Source organism: Oleomonas cavernae (assembly GCF_003590945.1).
GTDB classification, from domain to species: Bacteria; Pseudomonadota; Alphaproteobacteria; order Zavarziniales; family Zavarziniaceae; genus Zavarzinia; species Zavarzinia cavernae.
Genome location: NZ_QYUK01000008.1, coordinates 251864 through 272614, shown reverse-complemented (window position 1 = coordinate 272614; position 20751 = coordinate 251864). Strand labels below are relative to the sequence as shown.

At 66.3% G+C, this 20751-nt stretch carries 22 protein-coding genes; 14 read left to right on the top strand and 8 right to left on the bottom strand.

The window, feature by feature from the left end:
* Positions 1–22: 22 nt before the first annotated feature.
* From D3874_RS01520 to D3874_RS01510, 3 genes are read right to left on the bottom strand one after another with little or no spacing between them, the layout of a single operon-like run.
* On the bottom strand, positions 23–562 hold the full coding sequence (locus D3874_RS01520; protein ID WP_119775711.1) for a GcrA family cell cycle regulator: 540 nt from the start codon (positions 560–562) through the stop codon (positions 23–25).
* Positions 525–1331, bottom strand: a complete 807-nt coding sequence (gene bioD / locus D3874_RS01515) for a dethiobiotin synthase (RefSeq protein WP_119775709.1) — start codon at positions 1329–1331, stop codon at positions 525–527. Before bioD ends, D3874_RS01520 begins: the two co-directional genes overlap by 38 nt.
* A 4-nt stretch (positions 1332–1335) precedes the next feature.
* A complete protein-coding gene (locus D3874_RS01510) occupies positions 1336–2487 on the bottom strand; it encodes an aminotransferase class I/II-fold pyridoxal phosphate-dependent enzyme (protein WP_119775707.1) in 1152 nt (383 codons plus the stop codon).
* A gap of 201 nt (positions 2488–2688) precedes the next feature.
* On the opposite strand from D3874_RS01510, the gene bioB reads away from it, so the two are divergent.
* Together bioB and D3874_RS01500 are read left to right on the top strand one after the other, a co-directional pair.
* A complete protein-coding gene (gene bioB, locus D3874_RS01505) occupies positions 2689–3717 on the top strand; it encodes a biotin synthase BioB (protein WP_119775705.1) in 1029 nt (342 codons plus the stop codon).
* Positions 3718–3916: 199 nt separating this feature from the next.
* Positions 3917–5122, top strand: a complete 1206-nt coding sequence (locus D3874_RS01500) for an adenosylmethionine--8-amino-7-oxononanoate transaminase (protein WP_233559820.1) — start codon at positions 3917–3919, stop codon at positions 5120–5122.
* 1 nt (position 5123) lies between these two features.
* Here D3874_RS01500 and D3874_RS01495 read toward each other — a convergent pair whose 3' ends face one another.
* Positions 5124–5750 carry a TetR/AcrR family transcriptional regulator gene (locus D3874_RS01495; protein WP_119775701.1) on the bottom strand — a complete coding sequence of 209 codons (627 nt, stop codon included), beginning with the start codon at positions 5748–5750 and terminating at the stop codon, positions 5124–5126.
* A 367-nt stretch (positions 5751–6117) separates the two neighbouring features.
* Here D3874_RS01495 and D3874_RS01490 point away from each other — a divergent pair, with 367 nt between their 5' ends.
* The gene (locus tag D3874_RS01490; RefSeq protein ID WP_119775699.1) at positions 6118–7101 is read left to right on the top strand and encodes an oxygenase MpaB family protein; all 984 of its coding nucleotides are present in this window, start codon (positions 6118–6120) and stop codon (positions 7099–7101) included.
* 154 nt (positions 7102–7255) lie between these two features.
* On the opposite strand, the gene D3874_RS01485 is transcribed toward D3874_RS01490, so the two are convergent.
* Together D3874_RS01485 and D3874_RS01480 are read right to left on the bottom strand one after the other, a co-directional pair.
* Positions 7256–8065 (bottom strand): SDR family oxidoreductase, encoded by an 810-nt coding sequence (locus D3874_RS01485; protein WP_119775697.1) that lies wholly within the window; start codon positions 8063–8065, stop codon positions 7256–7258.
* Positions 8066–8098: 33 nt separating this feature from the next.
* The gene (locus D3874_RS01480; RefSeq protein ID WP_119775695.1) at positions 8099–8671 is read right to left on the bottom strand and encodes a TetR/AcrR family transcriptional regulator; all 573 of its coding nucleotides are present in this window, start codon (positions 8669–8671) and stop codon (positions 8099–8101) included.
* Positions 8672–8773: 102 nt separating this feature from the next.
* Between D3874_RS01480 and D3874_RS01475 the strand changes: the two genes are divergently transcribed.
* From D3874_RS01475 to D3874_RS01460, 4 genes are all read left to right on the top strand, one after another.
* Positions 8774–9499 carry an SDR family oxidoreductase gene (locus D3874_RS01475; RefSeq protein WP_119775693.1) on the top strand — a complete coding sequence of 242 codons (726 nt, stop codon included), beginning with the start codon at positions 8774–8776 and terminating at the stop codon, positions 9497–9499.
* A gap of 10 nt (positions 9500–9509) precedes the next feature.
* Positions 9510–10097, top strand: a complete 588-nt coding sequence (locus D3874_RS01470; protein ID WP_119775691.1) for a 2-hydroxychromene-2-carboxylate isomerase — start codon at positions 9510–9512, stop codon at positions 10095–10097.
* 174 nt (positions 10098–10271) lie between these two features.
* Positions 10272–10982 carry an SDR family NAD(P)-dependent oxidoreductase gene (locus D3874_RS01465; protein ID WP_119775689.1) on the top strand — a complete coding sequence of 237 codons (711 nt, stop codon included), beginning with the start codon at positions 10272–10274 and terminating at the stop codon, positions 10980–10982.
* Between the two features lie 139 nt (positions 10983–11121).
* On the top strand, positions 11122–12267 hold the full coding sequence (locus D3874_RS01460) for an IS4 family transposase (protein WP_119775687.1): 1146 nt from the start codon (positions 11122–11124) through the stop codon (positions 12265–12267).
* Between the two features lie 58 nt (positions 12268–12325).
* On the opposite strand, the gene D3874_RS01455 is transcribed toward D3874_RS01460, so the two are convergent.
* Complete coding sequence (locus D3874_RS01455) at positions 12326–13735, bottom strand: WS/DGAT/MGAT family O-acyltransferase (RefSeq protein ID WP_119775685.1); 1410 nt, start codon at positions 13733–13735, stop codon at positions 12326–12328.
* A gap of 195 nt (positions 13736–13930) precedes the next feature.
* Here D3874_RS01455 and trhA point away from each other — a divergent pair, with 195 nt between their 5' ends.
* The 7 genes from trhA (at position 13931) to D3874_RS01425 (ending at position 19949) form a co-directional block, all read left to right on the top strand.
* Positions 13931–14611, top strand: coding sequence for a PAQR family membrane homeostasis protein TrhA (trhA, locus tag D3874_RS01450; protein WP_119775683.1), 681 nt, complete (start codon positions 13931–13933; stop codon positions 14609–14611).
* A 251-nt stretch (positions 14612–14862) separates the two neighbouring features.
* Positions 14863–15258, top strand: coding sequence for a TadE family protein (locus D3874_RS01445; protein ID WP_119775681.1), 396 nt, complete (start codon positions 14863–14865; stop codon positions 15256–15258).
* Between the two features lie 28 nt (positions 15259–15286).
* Positions 15287–16981, top strand: a complete 1695-nt coding sequence (locus tag D3874_RS01440; RefSeq protein ID WP_158595768.1) for a pilus assembly protein TadG-related protein — start codon at positions 15287–15289, stop codon at positions 16979–16981.
* Complete coding sequence (locus tag D3874_RS27780) at positions 16972–17418, top strand: hypothetical protein (protein WP_147385481.1); 447 nt, start codon at positions 16972–16974, stop codon at positions 17416–17418. Before D3874_RS01440 ends, D3874_RS27780 begins: the two co-directional genes overlap by 10 nt.
* A complete protein-coding gene (locus D3874_RS01435; protein ID WP_158595767.1) occupies positions 17396–17824 on the top strand; it encodes a TadE/TadG family type IV pilus assembly protein in 429 nt (142 codons plus the stop codon). Before D3874_RS27780 ends, D3874_RS01435 begins: the two co-directional genes overlap by 23 nt.
* A gap of 123 nt (positions 17825–17947) precedes the next feature.
* Entirely contained in the window at positions 17948–19618 is a 1671-nt protein-coding gene (locus D3874_RS01430) for a TadG family pilus assembly protein (RefSeq protein WP_119775675.1), read from the top strand.
* A complete protein-coding gene (locus D3874_RS01425) occupies positions 19563–19949 on the top strand; it encodes a hypothetical protein (RefSeq protein WP_119775673.1) in 387 nt (128 codons plus the stop codon). The genes D3874_RS01430 and D3874_RS01425 overlap by 56 nt, the downstream gene beginning before the upstream one ends.
* Here D3874_RS01425 and D3874_RS01420 read toward each other — a convergent pair.
* The gene (locus D3874_RS01420; protein WP_119775671.1) at positions 19942–20727 is read right to left on the bottom strand and encodes an N-formylglutamate amidohydrolase; all 786 of its coding nucleotides are present in this window, start codon (positions 20725–20727) and stop codon (positions 19942–19944) included. The two genes, D3874_RS01425 and D3874_RS01420, sit on opposite strands and share 8 nt — an antisense overlap.
* Between the last annotated feature and the right edge of the window lie 24 nt (positions 20728–20751).

The window sequence follows — 20751 nt, the reverse complement described above, 5'->3', positions numbered from 1 at the left end:
CGCAGGCCCCGTTCGATCGGTGTTACGACAGGCTGCGCACCAGCCGCTCGCGTTCCCGCTCGCGGTCACGATCGCGCTTCTCGCGCGATTTGGGCGTTGCTGCCTGATAGGCGATGCGGGCGTGCTCCTGGCAATAGGGCATGCTCGACTGGGCGCGGCGACCGCAGAAGTGGAAGCCGGCATCGCCCGGATCGCCCAGCGGCCACTTGCACATGCGGTCGTTGATCGACAGCAGGGTGGCGCGGACCATCGGCTCGGGCTCGGGTGCCGGGGCGGGCGCTGCCTGGACAACACGGGCCGGGGCCGCGGCCTTGGCCACGGGTTCGCTTGCCGGCAGCACACGCACAGGACGGGGCGCCGGCGCCGGGCGTTCGGCGCGCGGGGCAGGGGCGGGGCGTTCGGCGCGCACCGGGCTTGGCCGGCCGGACAGGCCCAGGCGGTGAACCTTGCCGATCACGGCATTGCGCGTGATGTTCCCCAGCTTCGCCGCGATCTGGCTGGCACTGAGGCCTTGTTCCCACAATTCACGAAGGCTCGCGATGCGCTCGTCGGTCCAGGACATGGGCCTTGTCCTCTCTCCAGAAAGCGGTCTCCGCCGCAACAAAAACACTATATCTCGTGAGGGGCATTTTGCGCCACACAAGATGATGACTTTTCCACAAGAAATTGTGTGAGCAGCGGGGCGGAGGCCCATGGGCGGGGCCATTTAGGCGCGGCAGCATCACAACCGGTAGATCGGGCAGAAATGTGGCGAGCGATTTGGCGATCTCGGCGACCGGTTGGCCACCCGTCTCGCTCTCGCTCACCACGATGCCGGCCACCCGATGGCCGCGGCCACGGATGGTCTCGACACAGGTGAAGGCGTGGCTCAAGGCGCCCAGGTAGGTGCCGACCACCACCAGGGCGGGGTAGGGCAGATCGGGCAGTACGTCGAGGAAGGTCTGGCGTTCGTTGATCGGCGCCATGATGCCGCCGACCCCTTCGACGATTACGGTATCGGCGTCGCGCTCGCCCCCACGGCAGAAGGCGGCGATCTGCGCGGCACTGACCGACCAGCCTTCCTGGCGGGCGGCGAAATCGGGCGACACCGGCTGGCGATAGCGCCAGGGCGAGACGCGCTCGATGTTCTCGGGTGTGATCTCTTCGCCCAGCGCCTGCAGGATCACCCCGGCATCGGACTGTGCCGCGGTGTCCCAGCTATAGCCGCTGGCCACCGGTTTCAGTACCGCGACCTTGCGGCCGCTTTGCCGGGCCTGGTGGGCCAGCGCGGCGGTGACCAGGGTCTTGCCGATGTCGGTGCCGCTGCCGGTTACAAAAAGCGTCTCGGTCATCGGGTCACAGGATGCGTTCGCGCAGGATGGCGACCACCGCGTCGATATCCTCGTCCGTGTGGCGGGCGGTGAAGGCGAAGCGCAGGCGCGAGGTGCCGGGGGGCACGGTCGGCGGGCGGATGGCGGCGACCAGGAAGCCGGCATCGCTCAGGATCTTCTGGGCCTCGAGCGCCCGGGTCTCTTCGCCCAGGATGATCGGCACGATCGGGCTCTCCGCCCGGGGCAGGTTCAGGGCGGCGGTGAAGCGCTGGGCCTTGGCGACGGGCAGGGCGACGAAGTCGGGCTCGCTCTCGATGATGTCCAGGGCGGCGATGGCGGCACCCACGGCGGCCGGCGGCAGGCCGGTCGAATAGACCACGGTACGGGCCCGGGTCTTCATGAGGTCGACCACCGGCTTGCTGGCGCACAGATAGGCGCCATAGGAGCCGATGGCCTTGGACAGGGTGCCCATTTGCAGCGGCACGGCCACCGGCTTGTTCTTGAGATGGGCCGAGCCGGCGCCGTCACGGCCCATGACGCCGATGCCGTGGGCATCGTCGGTCATCAGCCAGGCATCGTGCTTGACGCACAGCGCGCCCAAGGCCTCGAGAGGGGCCAGATCGCCGTCCATCGAGAAAACCCCGTCCGTCACCACCAGCACATGGTCGTACCGGTCGCGGTGTTCGATCAGCAATTCTTCCAGGTGATCGAGATCGTTGTGGCGAAACGCCTGGGTATCGGCCGCGGCAAGCTGGGCCCCGGCATTGATGCAGTTGTGCGCCAGTTCGTCGGTCAGGACCAGGCTGTTGCCGCCGGCCAGGGTCGGGATGATGCCGACATTGGCGAGATAGCCCGAGCCGAAGACGCAGGCGTCCTCAGTCCCCTTCAGGCGGGCGAGGCGGTGTTCCAATTCCTCGATCATCGGGTGGTTGCCGGTGATCAGGCGCGAGGCGCCGGCGCCGGTGCCGTGGGTCTCGACCGCGCGGATGGCGGCGGCCTTGGTGCGCGGGTCGGTCGCCAGGTTCAGATAGTCGTTGCAGGAAAACGAGACCAGGCGGCGCCCGCCGCGCTCCAGGATGACGCCGTCGATCCGGGCAGTCGGGATCAAGCGCCGCAATTGATGGCGGGCGTCCAGATCCACGAGTTTGGCCGTGGCGAAGGCGTCGAGCGAGTGCATGGGGCGGGGGGCCTCCTTGAAAGGCGGCGGACTCTTATCCTATTGCGGGCGCCGGTCAACCCTTGTGGCACGATCACCCGCAAACCCAGGGAAGCTGCCGGATTGGCGCCTTCCTATTGACCTCTGTGCAAAGCAGCATAGTCTGCGGCCCAAGTGCCGGGGCCGTCGCCACGGGGACAACAAAAGGATTGGGTCGCTGCTATGACCGAGATCGCCGTTTCCGCCAAGGCCTGTTCGTCCGCGCCCGTTCCCGACGGGTTGCGCCACGACTGGAGCCGGGCGGAGGTCGAGGCGCTGTTTGCCAAGCCGTTCGCCGACCTGATTTTCGAAGCCCAGAGCGCCCATCGCCGCTTCTTCGATCCCAACGAAGTCCAGATGTCGACCTTGCTGTCGATCAAGACCGGCGGCTGTCCCGAGGATTGCGGCTATTGCCCGCAGTCGTCCAAGTTCGACACCAACGTAAAGGCCTCCAAGCTGATGGCGGTCGGCGCCGTGCTGGAGGAGGCCAAGCGCGCCCGCGACGCCGGCGCCAGCCGCTATTGCATGGGCGCCGCCTGGCGCAGCCCCAAGGACCGTGACCTCGACCAGGTCATCGACATGGTCCGCGGGGTGAAGTCGCTGGGCATGGAAACCTGCGTCACGCTGGGCATGCTGGATCACGATCAGGCCCTGCGCCTGAAGGATGCCGGCCTCGATTACTACAATCACAACCTCGACACCTCGCCCGAATATTACAGCGAGATCATCACCACCCGGACCTATCAGGACCGGCTGGATACCCTGTCGAACGTCCGCGACGCCGGGATCAATGTCTGCTGCGGCGGCATTGTCGGCATGGGCGAGGATCTGACCGATCGCGCCGGCCTGCTGGTGACCCTGGCCAATCTGCCCGTGCATCCTGAATCGGTGCCGATCAACCTGCTGGTCCAGGTCGAGGGCACGCCCTTGTCGGGCCACGCCCCGCTCGATGGTTTCGATTTCGTGCGCACCGTCGCGGTCGCCAAGATCCTGATGCCCGCCTCGATGATCCGCCTGTCGGCCGGGCGCGAGCAGATGAATGACGAATTGCAGGCGCTGTGCTTCCTGGCCGGCGCAAATTCGATCTTCATCGGGCCGAAGCTGCTGACCACCGCCAACCCGGAAGCCGAACGCGACCAGCGCCTGTTCGACCGGCTGGGGATCAGCCCGATGCCGATCACCGCCGTCGAGACGGTCCAGGCGGCGGAATAAGGCAGATCATTGCCGTCATCCCGGCGAAGGCCGGGATCCATTCCGATGCAGCGCGGGACATAGGACCAGTCAGGTCCGCCAGATATCGCCTGCCACCCCGATGGATTCCGGCCTTCGCCGGAATGACGATTAAGACAGGTGAATCGTGACGGATTGGTACGCCGCTGGCCTCGAGCATATCTGGCTGCCCTATACCCAGATGAAGACGGTGACGCCACCCTTGGCCGTGGCGTCGACCCAGGGCACCCGCATCCGCTTGAGCGATGGCCGTGAGCTGATCGACGGCATCGCCTCGTGGTGGACCGCCTGCCACGGCTATAACCACCCGCATATCCGCGCCGCGGTGCAGACCCAGGTCGAACGCCTGCCTCACGTCATGTTCGGTGGCCTGGTGCACGAGCAGGCGCTGACCTTGGCTCGCCGCCTCGCGCAGATTCTGCCTGGCGACCTCGACCGGGTCTTCTTCTCGGATTCAGGTTCGGTCTCGGTCGAGATCGCCATGAAAATGGCGATCCAGTATTTCCTCAACAAGGGCGAGCGCGGGCGGTCGAAATTCGTCTCGTTCCGCCACGGCTACCACGGCGATACCATCGGCACCATGGCGGTGTGCGACCCCGACGAAGGCATGCACAGCCTGTTCACCGGCCTGCTGCCGGAACAATGGGTGGTCGACCTGCCCGACACGCCGGAAAAGCTGGCGGCCCTGGAGGCGTTCTTCCAGACCAATGGCGAGCGTGTCGCCGGCATCCTGGTCGAGCCCCTGGTGCAAGGTGCCGGCGGCATGAAGATGCACGGGGCCAAGGTGCTGCGCCACCTGCGCCGGATCGCCGATGCCCATGGCACCCTGCTGATTTTCGACGAGATCTTCGTCGGCTTCGGGCGCACCGGCACCATGTTCGCCTGCGAGGCGGCGGGGCTGGTGCCCGATATCGTCACCCTGTCCAAGGCGCTGACCGGCGGCACCATGGCGCTGGCCGCGACCATCGCCACCAAACGGGTCTTCGATGCCTTCTGGGACGACCGGCCCTCGGCCGCCCTGATGCACGGGCCCACCTACATGGGCAATGCGCTGGCCTGCGCCGCCGCCAATGCCTCGCTCGACCTGTTCGAGAACGAGCCGCGCCTGATCCAGGTCTCGGCCATCGAGGCCCATCTGGCCCATGCGCTGCCGGCCTGCCGTGACCTGCCAGGTGTCGTCGACGTGCGGGTGAAGGGCGCGATCGGTGTCGTGGAGTTGGCGGCGATCGGCGACCTCAACGCCCTCAAGCGCGCCTTCGTGGCCGAAGGCGTCTGGGTGCGCCCCTTCGGCAACATCGTCTACCTGACGCCCGCCTTCACGGCGACCGAGGAAGACCTCGCCACCCTGACCGGTGCCGTCCACAAGGTCCTGTCGGCCCGGGTGTAACTTACCGCGTGCGGATGATGCGGTAGAGCAGTTCACCCAGGCGGGCGGTCATGGCCTCGCGGTCGTGGGCACGGTTCAGCGCGATATCCAGGATGGCGCGTTCGCCCATGATGGCGATCAGGTGGCTGTCGCGCTCGAAATCGTCCAGGCCCAGGCGGTCGGCGATCGAGGCGGCCCGGCCCAGCGCCACCTGGTGCAATTGCTGGCGCAGCAGCTTCCAGGCCTTGCTGTCGCGAATCTCGGGGTAGTGGTCGATCAGGGCGCGGTAGAGGAAGGCGTCGTCGCTGACGATTTCGACCAGGCAGGCGATCCAGAAATGGGTCGCCTCGCGATCGTCCAGGGCCTGGGCCGCATCGAAGCTCTCGGCCAGCCGTGTCGCCATGCGCGCCACGGTCTGTTCGGCCACGGCCGCGACGATTGCCTCCTTATTGGGGAAGTATTCATAGAGCGTGGCGATGCCCACCCCCGCCACCTCGGCGATCAGGTTGGTGGTCAGCGTGTCGTAGCCGCCGCCGCGCAAAAGACGAGCGCAGGCCTCGACGACGGCCTCGAAACTGGCCTGGGAGCGGCTTTGCTTCGGCCGTTTTTTGGGCGCGAGGTCAATGACTTGCGATTGCTTGCTGGCCACGGCTGGTTGCTCCGCTGAAAGCTGAGTGGCGGCTTACCGCTCGAGCCGTTGCCTCGTCGAACGCCCCACCTCGACGGCCCTGAACCGACGATGACCCGCCCGTACCCGGCGCCCAAGCGGATATGGCGCCAAAATGTGGTCTATCCGCGCGGCTTTCGGCCGATGCAAAAACGAGCAATCGTCACGATCCGGCGCCCGATCGGCCGCCGTGCGCTTTTGCGGCGGGACAGTTTTCCGTTTCGTGACAATGGCTTGGGACTTGGATCGAGGCCCGGCCGAAGGGGCTGCCGGGAACCAAGTTTCCTTATCTCCCCGGTCAGGCGATTCTTGAGGCAACAGGATCGAACAACCGCCCCGGGAGCCACCCATGACGATGCTTGATATCGCCGCCGCCGCCGCTGCCGCCCTGCCGATCTTCGGCACGGCGCGGCAGTCGCTGGCCCGCGCCTACACGCCCGTCGACCCGGCCTATGTCGTCGACTACCTGGGCCCCAAGGGCGATCCGGGCGATTTCGGTCCCGACAGCATCACCTGGCGCATCTTTGCCAACCCGCTGGTGTTCATGATCGGCGCCTTCCCGGCGGTGGTGCTCCAGATGGCGGAAGAAGGGGTCGGCTCGGGCGTCGAGACCCATTCCAACTACAAGACCGATACGCTGGGGCGGCTGCAGCGCACCCTGTCGGCGGCCATGGCCACCACCTATGCCTCCAAGAGCGCCAAGGCCGCCTTGATGAAGGAAGTGGCGCAGCGCCACGCCAAGGTGCGCGGCCCCCTGGCCGACGGCGGGCGCTACACCGCCTTCGATCCCGACCGCATGGCCTTCGTGCACCTGACCGCCGGCTATGGTTTCGCGCAGGCCTACCAGCGCTACGTCAATCCCGGCATGACCGAGGCCGAGAAGGTGAAGCTGGCCAGCGAATCGGCCAACTCCACCCGCGACTATGGGCGTTACGAGGTGCCGACGACGCAGGCGGAAATCGACGCCTACATCCGCTCGTGGGAGCCGAGGCTGGAGCGCCGCCCGGCGGTCGACAATTTCATCGAGGTCGCCCGCCGCGACTCCAGCATGGGCAAGACCCATCCCGCGATCCAGGAAATGCTGGTGGGGGCGGGCATCGACCTGCTGCCGGACTGGGCCAAGGACAAGCTGGGCTTCCACCGCACCCCGGCCCAGGTGGCGCGCACCACGGCGATGATGCGCTTCCTGGCCAAGCTGCTGCCCAGGCTGGTGAAGGACACGCCGCCGATCCTGGCCTGCCGCCGCATGGGCCTGCCCGACGACTACCTGTTCAAGCCGGCGCCCAAGCCGGCGCTTACCCGATCCGCCGAGAAGGTCCTGATCGGGGGATAAAAAGCCCTCTCCGCCCTTTAGGGGGAGAGGGTTGGGTGAGGTGGGTCGGCGGCGTAGAGCGTGATCTGTCCCGACCCACCACCTCACCCTCCCCACCGCTTCGCGATGGGTCCCCTCCCTCTCCCCCGCAAGCGGCGGAGAGGGATTTACGAGATTACCGCCCCATCATCATCTTCTTCATGCCGGCCGACATGGCGGCGACGCCGCCCAGGCTCCAGCCGCCGTCGACGGGCAGGACCACGCCCGAGATATAGGTGGCATAGGGGCTGGACAGGAACATGCAGGCATTGGCGATGTCGCTCTTGGTGCCGTAGCGGCCCAGGGGCACCGACTGGCGGGCAGCCTCCTTGGCTTCCGCCGTCGGCGCCAGGCGCTCCATGCCTTCGGTATCCTCGATCGGGCCGGGGACCACGGAATTGACCCGCAGGCCCAATTCGCCCCATTCCAGCGCGCCCACCCGCGTGATCATGTCGACGCCGGCCTTGGCGGCGCAGACGTGCATCTGGAAATCCATCGGGATATAGGCCTGCGGGGCCGAGATGTTGGTGATCACGCCGCCCGGCTTCTTCAGGTGCGGGAAGGCTGACTTCACCACGTGGAAGGTACCCAGCAGGTCGATGTCGACCACCGACTTGAAGCCGTTGGGCGAAATCCCCAGGGCGGGGGCGGGGAAGTTGCCGGCGGCGCCCGAGATCAGCACGTCGATCTCGCCGAAAGTGGCGGCGGCCTCGGCGAAGACGGTCTCGAGCCGGCCGACGTCGCGCACGTCGCCGGCAAAGCCCTGGGCATCGGGGCCCAGCGCCTTCAAGGTGGCGACTGCCGCCTCGACCTTGTCGATCTTGCGTGACAGGACGGTGACGCGGGCGCCGGCCTGGGCATAGGCCTGGGCGACGCCTAAATTGATGCCGCTGGTGCCGCCCGAAACGAAGACGTGCTTGCCCGAATGGTCGAAGGGTTGGGTCACTTTGCTCTCCTGGGTTTTATGGGCTGTTAAGCGTTACGCAATGGCTTTGGTCAGGTTGCGCCGGGCGGATTCGAGCACGGCGTCCGACAGGGCGGGATCGTCGACCGCGCGGGCGATCAGCAGGGCGCCGACCAGGGCGCTGAAGGCGAACAGGGCATCGGCCTGGGCGGTCGGCGAATCCTTGGGCAGCACGGCGGCCACCCTGTCGGCATAACGCCGCATCTGCTCGGTGAAGATCGCTCGGGCTTGCGCGCCGCCGCGGGCGATGTCGGCCACCAGGGCAGCGGCGGTGCAGCCGATCGCCGGGTTGTCGCGGTGGATCGGGGTGAGGTAGGCCTCGAGCATCGCCGGCTTTGCCGGCTTGCCGGTCTTGGCCATGGCCTTTTCCAGGCGCCGCTCGTCGACCGCGAAGGCCTTGGCCAGGGCCTCCGCCACCAGCGCATCGCGGGACTCGAAATGGCTGTAGAAGCCGCCATGCGTCAGCCCTGCGGCTCGCATCACCTCGGCCACGCCGATCCCGCCCAAGCCGCGCTCGCGGAACAGGCCCACCGCCGCCTCGACGATGCGGTCGTGGTTCGCCTGCTTCTGTGCCTGGGAATGCCCCATCGGTTTCCCCCTTGACCATCTGCATGATGCTCGTCATGCTAAATTCTGGATGACATACATCATGCAGAAGCGCAAGCCTTCTGTCGTCCGGGAGGAATATCGATGGCCGAAAAGGTCGCGCTGATCATCGGGGCGGGCGACGCCCTGGGCGGCGCCATTGCCAGCCGCTTTGCCCGTGAAGGCTTCACCGCCGCGGTGGTACGCCGCCAGGCCGACAAGCTCGCCCCCCTGGTCGCGTCGATCGAGGCGGACGGCGGCAAGGCCGTACCCTTCGGCGTCGATGCCCGCAAGGAAGAGGCGGTGGTGCCGATGATCGAGCAGATCGAGCGCGACATCGGACCCGTAGAGGTGATGGTCTTCAACATCGGCGCCAATGTCTGGTTTCCGATCGTCGAGACCACGGCCCGGGTCTATTTCAAGGTCTGGGAAATGGCCTGCTTCTCCGGCTTCCTCACCGGCCGCGAGGCGGCACGCCACATGCTGGGGCGCAAGCGGGGCACCATCATCTTCACCGGCGCCACCGCGTCCCTGCGCGGCAAATCCCAATTCGCCGCCTTTGCCGGTGCCAAGCATGCCCTGCGCGCCCTGGCCCAGAGCATGGCGCGGGAACTGGGGCCTGAAGGCATCCACGTCGCCCATACCATCATCGACGGCGCCATCGACACGGCCTTCATCCGCGACACTTTCCCCGACCTCTACAAGACGCGGGAGACCGACGGCATCCTGAACCCGCAGCACATCGCCGATGCCTACTGGTCCCTGCACACCCAGCCGCGCGATGCCTGGACCCATGAACTCGACCTGCGCCCCTGGTCGGAAAACTGGTGAGGAACACCCTATGACCCATGAACTGGAATTCCTGTTCGATTTCGGCAGCCCCACTACCTACCTGGCGCACAAGCGCCTGCCCGCGGTCCTGGCCCGCACTCCGGCCAAGGTGACTTATGTCCCGATCCTGCTGGGCGGCGTGTTCAAGGCGACCGGCAACCAGTCGCCCGCCATGGTCCCGGCCAAGGGCATGTACATGAACAAGGACCTGGAGCGCTTTGCCCGGCGCTTTGGTGTGACCTTGAACTTCAATCCCTATTTCCCGATCAACACGATCAGCCTGATGCGCGGCGCCGTGAGTTACCTGGATACGCCTCGCTTCATGGATTACGTCGATGCAATCTTCGATGCCATGTGGCTCGCCCCGCGTAATCTGGGCGATCCCGAGGTCTTGAACGCCACCCTGGCGCAGGCCGGCTTCGACCCGGCCGATTTCGCCGCGCGCATCAATGACGGCGCGGTCAAGCAGAAACTGATCGCCAACACGCAGGCTGCAGTGGAGCGCGGTACCTTCGGCGCCCCCACCTTCTTCGTGGGCGAGGAAATGTTCTTCGGCCAGGACCGCCTGGACTTCGTCGAAGAAGCCCTGGCGGCGTAACCAGAAAAGCCCTCTCCGCCCTTTGGGGGGAGAGGGTTGGGTGAGGTGGGTCGATGGCGTAAAGCGCGCGCTGGCCCGACCACCACCTCACCCTCCCCATCGCTGACGCGACGGGTCCCCTCCCTCTCCCCCGCAAGCGGCGGAGAGGGCGTTCTGAGGCAGATGGAGGTAGACATGGACTTCAAACCAGCCGCGGTGATCTTCGGGGTCGGCCCGCTTGACGGGATCGGCGGCGCCATGGTGCGCAAGGTGGCGGCCGAAGGGATGCCGGTCTATGCCGCCGGGCGCAACCAGGAGAAGCTCCAGACCGTGGAGGACGCCGTCGCCTCGGTCGTGCCGATCGTCACCGACGTGACCAGCCAGGCTGATGTGAAGCGGGTGTTCGACCGGGTGGCGGCGGACAACTGCCGGCCCGACCTGGTGGTGTTCAATGTCGGCGGCAACTGGCCCATGCCCTTCCTGGAGATCACGCCCGATTTCTTCGAGGCCATGTGGCGGCAGGGCCCCCTGGGCGCGCTGCTGGTGGGGCAGGAGGCGGTGACCCGCGGCGCCGGCACGGTGATCTTCACCGGCGCTTCCGCCAGCCTGCGCGGCAAGCCGCTGTTCGCCGCCTTCGCCTCGGCCAAAGCCGGGCTGCGGGCGGTGGCGCAGAGCATGGCGCGGGAATTCGGCCCCCAAGGCATCCATGTCGCCCATGTGGTGATCGACGGCGCGGTCAACGGCGAGCGGGTGCGCAGCTTGCTGCCCGGCTATCTCGAGGCCAAGGGCGAGGATTCCGGCCTCTCGCCCACGGCGATCGCGGAAACCTACTGGCAGCTCTACAAGCAGCCGCGCTCCGCCTGGACCCACGAGTTGGAACTGCGCCCCTACGCCGAGACGTGGTAACCCACAATATTCCTACCCGTCATGGCCGGGCTTGTCCCACGGCTGTCCGGTTTAGTTTTAGTGGACTGGTTGCACGGTGTTGATTCTACTCATGTTCAGACGTTGGCGCGTCTCCTGGACATGAAATCGGAGCAACACCGTGCGACACCACAATAGCGTTTTCCACGATCTGCTGAAGTGGGTTCCTTGGGATCGGTTCGAGCAACTGACCGCGGCGCATCAGGCCGATCGCCGGGTCCGGCGGCTGCCGACCAAGAGCCAGTTCATCGCCCTGCTGTACGGGCAATTGTCCGGCGCGAGCAGCCTGCGGGAGATCGTCGCGGGCCTGGAGAGCCATGCCGCGCGGCTCTATCACGTCGGCGGGCGTACGGTGTCGCGTTCGACCCTGGCCGACGCCAATGCCGGGCGCCCCAGTGAAGTGTTCAGCGCGTTGTTCGCCGCCATGGTCGCCGGTGCCGGGCGCGGCCTGCGCCGGGCCGTGGGTGAAGCCACCTATCTCATCGACTCGACCAGCATCCGCCTGACCGGCGTGGCGGCAGAGTGGGCGCGCTTCTCAGCCAATGCCTGCGGCGCCAAGGCCCATGTCATCTACGACCCCGATGCCGACCGGCCGATCTATGCGGCGGTCACCCCGGCCAAGGTCAACGACATCACCGCGGCCCAGGCCATGCCCATCGAAGCGGGGGCGACCTATGTCTTCGACCTGGGCTACTACGACTACGCCTGGTGGGCCGGGCTGGACGCCGCCGGGTGCCGCATCGTCACGCGCTTCAAGTCCAACACGCCCTTGACGGTGACCGCCGAACGGCCGCTGCCCGAGGGCGCTGCCAACATCCTGTCCGACCGCGTCGGCCTGCTGCCGCGGCGCCAGGCCACGAACCGCAAGAACCCGTTCTCCGCCCCCGTCCGCGAGGTCTGCATCACGATCGAAACCGGCAAGGTGCTGCGCCTCCTGAGCAACGATCTCGATGCCAGCGCCCAGGAAATCGCCGACCTCTACAAGCGGCGCTGGGCCATCGAGCTGTTCTTCCGCTGGGTCAAGCAGACCCTGAAGATCCGCCGCTTTCTCGGCACCAGCGAGAACGCGGTCCGCATTCAGGTTGCCGTCGCCTTGATCGCCTTCCTGCTGTTGCGCCTGGCCCAGGCCGCCCAGCAAACGGTTCAAAGCCCGCTCGCCTTCGCCCGCCTGGTGCGCGCAAACCTCATGCACCGCCGACGGCTCGACCGGCTAATCGGGGCCGAGCCAAGACAACGCATCGACCCCAACCAGATGAGCTGGCTATGAGCGTAATCTTAACCGGACAGCCGTGGGCTTGTCCCGGCCATGACGGTGAAAAGGCAGGTTACGCCGCCTTCTTCTTCAGCGCAGCCTCGATCTCGTCCAGCGCTTGGGGCATCAGCGACATCAGCAGGTCGATGTCGGGCACGGCCTCGCGGTCGGCGGTCAGGCCGATCGCCACCTCGTCGCGGTAGGACATGATGGTGATGTTGAGGCCGATGCCCTCGATCGGCAGGGAGATCGGATACGAGTGCAGCAGTTCCGCCCCGGCCAGGTAGAGCGCGAAGGGCGGGCCGGGGACGTTGGAGATGATCACGTTGTAGGGCGGCCGATGCAGGTCGGCGACCTTGTAACGCGAATAGAGCCGTGCCGCCTGGGCCGCGACCAGGGGGGCGGCAAAGACCGACCAGTCCTGGAGATTGGTGGCGGGCAGGGCCTTGTGCGCCTCCTTGGCCTGGCCGGTCGAGGCCTGGATCGCGGTGACCCGGGCCAGCGGATCGGCGATGTCGGTCGCCAGCGAGACGAACATGGCCGAGACCGCGTTGTTGGCCCCGCTCTTGTCGTCCTCCTTGCGCACCGAAACCGGGCACACCGCCAGCAGCGGCTTGTCCGGCAATTCGTTGTGAAGCTCCAGGTAACGCCGCAAGGCACCCGCGCACATGCCCAGGATGATGTCGTTCACCGTGGCGCCCAGGGCATTCTTCACCGCCTTGATCCGGTCCAGCGGCACCGCGCCGACGGCATAGCGCCGATGCGGCGTCAGGGCCCGGTTGAACGGGGTCTTGGGCGCCTGGAAGGGGGCGGTGGGCATCGGCTCGCTGCGGGCCAGGGCGCGGCGGCCGAAGGCGATGCCGGCGCCGATCACCTTGGGCAGCCGGCGCAGCATGCGCATGGGCTGGACCACGCCGTTGACCGAGGCCCGCAGCAGCACCTCGACATCGGTCGGCGCCCGTTCGGGCGTCCAGGGCTTGTCGGGCGGCGGCACCTCGCGCGGCTCGGCCGAGAAATCGAGCAGCGAGACCATCAGTTCGGTTCCCGCCATGCCGTCGATGCAGCAATGGTGGATCTTGATGTAGACCGCTACCTGGCCGTCCTCCAGCCCCTCGATGACGTACATCTCCCATAGGGGGCGGCTGCGATCCAGCGCGCGCGAGTGCAGCCGGGCCACCAGTTCCAGCAGCTTGGGCGCGTCGCCCGGCGGCGGCACGGCGATGTGGCGCAGGTGGAAGTCGAGATCGAAATCCGGGTCTTCCAGCCACAGCGGATGGTCGATGTCGAAGGGCACCGGCAGCAGCCGGCGGCGATAGGTCTTGGACAGGTGCAGCCGGCCCTCGACCAGCTTGCGCACCCGGTCGAAATAGGGCGTGTCGCCGGCCGGCGGGCGTTTCAGGACCCACAGCATGCCGACGTGCATGTGGTTGCTGGGGGTTTCGATATAGAGGAACGAAGCGTCGAGGCCGCTCAGCCGCTGCATGGGGTGTCTCCTGTGGGTCGCTTGGGGATCGGATTTCTCGAACGCGCACAGGTCCTGCCCAACACCCGGCCAGCTTAACCACTTCGTCAGGGGTCGTGATCCACCGTATGGACTACCGCCCGTGCAAGGCGATGGCCCGGGCGTCCCCCGGAGCTAGGCTGGGCTGGCCGAGAAGCAGAACATCGGGGAGGATCGGTGAGCGACAGCGTCTATGATTGGGGGCCGCGCGCCTACGGTGCCGGTGAACTGGCGGCCGATCGCTGGGTGCACATCCTGGGCGTGGCCTTTGCCGTGCTGGGCACCATCGCGCTGCTGATCGTGGTCGGCATCTTCGGCGATGGCGGCGCCTTTGCCTCGGTCGTGCCCTATGTCATCGGCCTCAACGCCATGCTGATCTGTTCGGCCGCCTACAACCTCACCAAGCCGTCGCCGCGCCGGGAATTCCTGCGCCGCTTCGATCATGCCGCCATTTTCCTGATGATCGCCGGCACCTATACGCCGCTGACCACGCGCTATCTCGACGGCGCCTGGGCCATCACCATCACCCTGGTGATCTGGGCCATCGCGGTGGCCGGGGTCTGCGTGAAGATCGCCTTTCCCCGCCGCTACGAGCGGGTCTCGATCGCGATCTATCTGGCGATGGGCTGGATGCTGGTGATCCCGATCCGGCCGCTGCTCGCCTCGCTCGAACTCTCCACCATGATCCTCATCGCCGTGGGCGGGGTGCTGTTCACCGTCGGCACTCTCTTCCACGTCCGCCACCGCATGCCCTATCAGAACGCGGTCTGGCACGGCTTCGTCCTCGCTGCCTCGGCCTGTCACTACGCCGCGATCATGCGGGGCATGGCCTTCGGGCTCGGCGCCGGCGGCATCTGACAGAATCTGCGATGATTGCATCCAAAATGATAGATGTTCGGCGTTGCCTTCCTCGGAAAGCGCCTGGATACAAAGGCATCTTCAGGATCCGTTAACCATACTCTGGTCAAAATGATCCTGATTTGGTGTGAACATTGGGCGTATCGGGGGTAACCTCCGCCCCATGACAAGTCCTTGCATAAGGTAGTGGTGCCGTGACGGCGTGGAAGACCCGGCGAGAACGATCTGGAAAAGGCGAACGGGGCGTCGCCATGATCGAATTTGCCATGGTCAGTACATTGTTGGTCACCATGCTGTTCGGCATCCTCACCTATGGTGAGGTATTGGCCCACTACATTCAGCTTCGTTATGCGGTGGGCGAGATTTCCCGGCAGATGGCGGTGGGCGAGGATGAGAACGCGCGCAGCGCGACGTTCACCAACCTGCACGATAAGATGGTCGATGCCTTCAAGAGCGATGCCGTTACGGCCACCTGCGCCTCCTTCAAAATAACCCCGACCGGCGCCGGCGCCGACGCAAAGGTGCTCGTCGAGGGCAGCTACCAGCTTACCGATGCCTGCCGCTTCATGCCCGCGGTCGTGCCGCTTCCAACCAGCCTGACGACCCTGTCGGTTTCCAATCTTGTTTCCGTGCGCGGAGGGGTTTGATCGAATGCGCCGGCCGCGGGCGAAGGGAATGCGCAGGGAACGCGGCGCCGCGGCGATCCTGTTTGCACTGGCGCTGCCGATTCTCGTCGGTGTCATCGCCTTTGTGACCGACCTGGGCTACGCCTATTATTCCAAGCAGACCCTTCAGGACACGCTGGATCTGGCGGCGATTGCCGCGGCGCGGCAACTCGACGGCGGTACCGGGGCGACCCCTGCCGCAACGACGGCGGCGCGGACCGTTCTCGACGACAACGGGTTTACCGATTTCTCGCTCGCTTCGGGCTGCGCCATACCCACCACCGACAATGCGGTCTTTCTATGCTTGGGCAACTACGCCGCCAGGGACAGCAGCGGCGCTTTCCAATACCCGCTCAGCAGCCGGTTCACCGCTGGCGGCACCAAACAAAAGGCGGTCCGCCTGAGCGCCAAGGGCGATTCGCCCAGCTTCTTTGCGCGCATTTTCGGCATCGATGAGCTGGACTATTCGGTGCAATCGACGGCGGCCCGGGGCGGCAGCAATTTGGCCCAACTGACGATCAGGAGCGCCCTGGTCAGTGCCAACCCGAACCTGGTGCTGGGCCTGCTGGGCGGCAACGGCAGCTTGACCGTGCTCGGCTCGAACGGGATCGCCACAGCGAACATCAATTTGCTCACCTTCCTCGACGCGCTGGCCCCCAGCGTCGGCGTTGCCGCGGGCAATTACGACCAGGTACTGGGCAGCCAGGTCAGCATCGGCACCCTGCTGACAACTGCGGCCACGGTCCTGGGCACCGGCACCACCGCGGGCATCGAACTGACCGGCCTCAATACCGCGGGCAGCGGCTTATCGGCTGCCATAAGAGAGGCGAATATAACGCTGTCCGATCTGATCGGTGTGCAAACCGGAACGGCGGCGGCCGGTCTCGATATGACGATCAACGCACTTGATCTGGTTCAGGGCGGGCTGATGGCCGCCAACGGCGTCAATGGTTTGCAGGGTGGGGTTGGGCTGGGCACATCGAGCAGCAGCATCCTGAACGGGACCGCCACGGTGACGGTGAAGTTCGCCGTGGTCGAACCGCCGCAATTGTCCGCGATCGGCGACCCGGCCCTGGCGAAGGCGGCCACGGACCAGCGGTTCGGGGCGGGCGCGATCTATGTCCGCACCGGCCAGGTGCGAGTATATATCTCGATCCAGTTGCCGGTGCTCGGCCCCGTAACCACGGCGGTCAACAACCTGCTGGCGAGCGCGCCGCTGGTCAGCGATCTGGTAACCGCGCTCAATCAGGCCGCTAGTTTGAACATTGCCGGTCTGTTGTCGACCGTTGTCGGCGGGCTGGTCGGCGCCCTGCTAGGGTCGACGCAGCACAAGACGGTATTTGGGCTTGAGGTTTTGCCGACTCCGCGGCTCGACATCAGCATTGATCTGGCCGGCGGCGAGGCTTACGTGACGGACTACACTTGTCCCACCGGCAACGGCACAAAGGATCTCACGGTGCGGGCCGCATCCAGCGCGGCGATCGTTCGCGTCGGCACGATGGACGCCGCCTCGGTCTTTGCATCGAAGGTCCCCGTTGCGGTCGAACCACTCCCGATTCTCAACATCTGGACAAGATCCGGCACCTTCTGCAAACCACCTCTTCTCAATCTTTTGGCGCGTGTTCCGGCTACGCACCGCCGGACTATGTTCACTGGGATGGTCCGCGGCTCGACTATGGCGGCGGCGGGTTGGGCTTGCTTGTAGACAGCGCCATCGCAGGCAGCAGCTATCTACCCGATACCTATATCAATCCGCCGGAAGTGGGGGTGACACCGCCTGGCCGATGCGTCGCAACAGCAGACGCAGACCCCAGCGGCGCAAATTATTGCTATCATCACTCGTCGAACTTCTCGACCTCCCTGGTGAATATGCTCAGCCCGAAAACCTCGACGAACCCCAATGGCATTCAGTTCGACACCTACCAAGCCGCGGCTGGCAACGCGAATCTTGTGAACACCCTGCTGACCGGGGTCGTCACGACACTGTCAACGGTGACCAGCGTCTTGGCACCCGTCCTCAGTCTGCTGTCGAGCACGGTGGATTCGCTTCTCAATACCCTGTTGGATCTACTCGGCGTCGACGTCGCGTCCGTCGATGTTGGGGCCAATCTCACGTGTGATGATGCCCGTCTCGTCAATTGATCAAGGCCGCGGGGAGCGCGGCGCCGCGGTCATCGAATTCGCGCTCATCGCCTCGCTGATGGTGACGCTGCTGTTCGGCGTCATGACCTATGGCGAGATCCTGGCCGACTACGTTCAGTTGCGCTACCGGCTGGGCGAATTGTCGCGCCAGGTATCCGTGGGCGAGGACGCCGCCGACCGCCAGGAAATCTATAATCGGGCCATCGCCGAGGCCCTCCAGGGCTTCATGCAGCCTAGGACCGGTTGCGCCGGCCCGACGTTCTCGCCGCTCACCTTGCCGACCGCCGGCCAGGTCACCATCACGGTGACCTTCTCGCTCGACGATTCCTGCCGGATCATGCCCGAAGTCCTGCCCATCCCCGACGAATTGAGCGTCGACAGCACCTTCACCGTGCCTGCCGACTGAAGATTGCGATCGCGGCTCTGCCGTCATGCCCGTTAACGGCTTGTGGATATTTTCCGGCTTTGAATAGACCCCGGTGCTGGTGGCGTACATCCCTCGGGAGCGCCGCAGACGGGGTTGTCGAGCATGGGAACACGAGAGCCGAAGCGGCCGATCTGGGAGCGTGGCGCCGCCGCGCTGGTCTTCATGGTGGCCATGCCGGTCCTGATCGGCACCCTGTCCATGGTGGTCGACCTCGGCTATGCCTTTCACGCCAAGCAGAGCTTGCAGGACACGCTCGACCTCGCCGCCATCGCGGCGGCCCGCCATCTCGACGGCGGCACCGGGGGCACGGCAGGGGCGGTCGCCGCTGCCCAGGTGGTGCTGACCGACAACGGCTACGGCACGCTGGCGCTGACCCAGGCTTGCGTCGATCCCACGGCCGATGATCAGGTAACCTTCTGCCTGGGAACCTACGACTCGCACAAGAGCGGCGGCGGCCTGGTCTACCCGGTCGCCGATCGATTCACCGCGGGCGGGACCAATCCGCGCGCCGTGCGCTTGAGCGGGCGCGGGTCGAGCCCGTCGTTTTTCGCCGGTGCGCTGGGCGTCACCGACCTCGACGTCTCGGCCCGGGCCACCAGTGCCTTCGTCGGTTCGCCGCTTGCCATGCTGACCATTCGAAGCACCCTGGTACACCTCGACAGCAGCCAGGGGACGGTCCTGAACGCGGTGTTCGGCGGCCTGCTGGGCGGGAACCTGAACCTCTCCCTGGTCAGTTGGCAGGGGCTCATCGACACCGACATCAACCTGCTGGATTTCGTCGACGAACTCGCTATCGGCCTCCACCTCGACGCGGGCGGCACGGATCAGGTGCTGTCGACGGATGCGGCGGTCGGCACCGTGCTGCAAGCCGCCATCGATGCCCTGGAACGTGACGGCGGCAGCGCGATCAACGCCACCGCGATCGATGGCCTCGCCGACCTCCAGGCCATCGTCCCGGCCGGCCAAACCATGCGCCTGGGCTCGATCCTCAGCCTGGCGAGCGGTACGCCCGCGGCTGGCATGGACGCGACGCTCAGCGTCTTCGACCTGACCCAGGCCATCGTCCAGGCGGCCAATGGCGAGAACGGGCTGGCGGCCAGCATTCCGCTCGACCTGGGGGACAACAACACCGTCACGCTGCGCCTGTCGGTCGTCGAGCCGCCGCAACTATCGGCGATCGGCAATCCGGAACTGGCGAAGGCCAATCCTTTTGGGCCCAACCAGATCTATGTCCGCACGGCGCAGGTCCGGGCGGTGGTCTCGCTGGAACTGGCGGGCCTGACCGGCATCGCCAATCTCGCCAGCAAAGTGGCCAATCTGGTCGCGCCGGTGACGACGCTGCTCAACGATCTGTTCCACCTCGACCTGGTCACGGTGATCGGCTCGCTCCTGGGCGTGCCCCACGATATGGTGGATATCATCATCGTGCCGGGCGACCCGGTTCGCATCGATGTTAGCCTCGACCTTGGCGCCGGCAAGGCGCGTGTCACCGATTTCAATTGCCCGCCCAACAGCAAGCCGGAATCGCTGACGATCGCCGTGAAGACGGCGATCGCCAACCTGCGCATCGGCCAAGTCGATCTCGACAGTATCTTTTCTCCGATATCGAGCCCAGCGTCGAGCCGATCGCGCTGGTCGATATCGGCCTCAAGACCTGCACCCGGACCGCGATCCTGTTCGTCAGCTGTGCGCCCCGCCGGCCGTTCGAAGGCGGGGCGTGGGGGTCCTGATCGACACCGATGCCGGGGCCACCGATTGGGAACATACCTATAACTGGCCGCCCGAGATCGGCGAAGCACCGGCCTATCACGCTTATTCCTCGACCGAACTCGTCAGCAGCGTGTCGCAGACCATCAACGGTATCCACGTCCTGACCTACGAACCGCAGGACGACGGCACGCTGGGCGCGGTCATGGATTTGACCGGCAAGGCAATTGGCGACGTGACCGCCTTGCTGAACCCGGTGGTCGAGGATCTGCTGGATCCCTTGCTGTCCCCGACCCTGGCTCTCCTGCTCGACGACACGCTGGGGATGGATCTGGGCAAGGTCGAGGTCGGCACCAATCTCACCTGCGGTTCGGGCGACGCCCGGCTGGTCAACTGACCGGTTGCAAGGCCAGTGCCGGCAGGTCGCCCGCGAATTGCCGCCAGCAGGCGGCCAGCCGGTCGGCCCAGCGGATCTGGCCCGTCGCGTCGGTCACGCCGTCCTGGCGCAACTCGATCAGCACGTGGAGCAGGCCGCGCCGCTCGCCATAGACCGGCATGGCGTAGTCCCCTGAATCGGTCACCGCATAGGGCTGGTTGTCGCCCACGACGATGCCGGGCCAGAAGGCCTGCAGCGTCTCGAGGAAGCAGCCCGCCAGGCGCCGGTCGCGGCCATAGGTGACGCCAATATTCCAGGGCCGCGCGTCGCCCAGGTGGGGCGTGAACGAATGGATCGCCAGCACGGCGCTGGCCTTGCCCGCCGCCGCCCGGCCGTCCAGCAGGGCGGCGATGGCGGCGTGGTAGGGCTCGAACAGGCCAGTGACCCGGGCGGCCTTGTCGGCCTCGCTCAGGTCCCGGTTGCCCGGCACCTCGACGCTCCCGGTCAGGACGGGGATCGAGGTCGGCACGCCGGGCGGCCGGTTGCAGTCGATCGCCAGGCGGGAATAGCCGGTCAGGACCAGCGGCGCGTCGATCGCCAGCGACAGCCGCCGTGCCACCGCCGCGGCGCCGATGTCCCAACCGATGTGCTCCAGACGTTGCGCTTCACTCAGGCCCAGGTCACCCAGGCGGCGGGGCAGGCGGGCGCTGGCATGGTCGCAGATAAGGACGGCCTCGCTGGTCCCTTGCGGGTTGACGATTTCGACCGCCGGGGGTTCGTCGGGCTCAAGCAGGGACATGGCACCTTTTCGGCCCGGATCGGG

Coding starts and splice junctions, on each gene's coding strand:
- bioD (WP_119775709.1), bottom strand. CDS start 1,331: ATGACCGAGACGCTTTTTGTAACCGGCAGCGGCACCGACATCGGCAAG.
- D3874_RS01445 (WP_119775681.1), top strand. CDS start 14,863: ATGATCGAATTTGCCATGGTCAGTACATTGTTGGTCACCATGCTGTTC.
- bioB (WP_119775705.1), top strand. CDS start 2,689: ATGACCGAGATCGCCGTTTCCGCCAAGGCCTGTTCGTCCGCGCCCGTT.
- D3874_RS01500 (WP_233559820.1), top strand. CDS start 3,917: ATGAAGACGGTGACGCCACCCTTGGCCGTGGCGTCGACCCAGGGCACC.
- D3874_RS01420 (WP_119775671.1), bottom strand. CDS start 20,727: ATGTCCCTGCTTGAGCCCGACGAACCCCCGGCGGTCGAAATCGTCAAC.
- D3874_RS01465 (WP_119775689.1), top strand. CDS start 10,272: ATGGACTTCAAACCAGCCGCGGTGATCTTCGGGGTCGGCCCGCTTGAC.
- D3874_RS01455 (WP_119775685.1), bottom strand. CDS start 13,735: ATGCAGCGGCTGAGCGGCCTCGACGCTTCGTTCCTCTATATCGAAACC.
- D3874_RS01470 (WP_119775691.1), top strand. CDS start 9,510: ATGACCCATGAACTGGAATTCCTGTTCGATTTCGGCAGCCCCACTACC.
- D3874_RS01430 (WP_119775675.1), top strand. CDS start 17,948: ATGGGAACACGAGAGCCGAAGCGGCCGATCTGGGAGCGTGGCGCCGCC.
- D3874_RS01490 (WP_119775699.1), top strand. CDS start 6,118: ATGACGATGCTTGATATCGCCGCCGCCGCCGCTGCCGCCCTGCCGATC.
- D3874_RS01440 (WP_158595768.1), top strand. CDS start 15,287: ATGCGCAGGGAACGCGGCGCCGCGGCGATCCTGTTTGCACTGGCGCTG.
- D3874_RS01475 (WP_119775693.1), top strand. CDS start 8,774: ATGGCCGAAAAGGTCGCGCTGATCATCGGGGCGGGCGACGCCCTGGGC.
- D3874_RS01510 (WP_119775707.1), bottom strand. CDS start 2,487: ATGCACTCGCTCGACGCCTTCGCCACGGCCAAACTCGTGGATCTGGAC.
- D3874_RS01435 (WP_158595767.1), top strand. CDS start 17,396: ATGATGCCCGTCTCGTCAATTGATCAAGGCCGCGGGGAGCGCGGCGCC.
- D3874_RS01520 (WP_119775711.1), bottom strand. CDS start 562: ATGTCCTGGACCGACGAGCGCATCGCGAGCCTTCGTGAATTGTGGGAA.
- D3874_RS01480 (WP_119775695.1), bottom strand. CDS start 8,671: ATGGGGCATTCCCAGGCACAGAAGCAGGCGAACCACGACCGCATCGTC.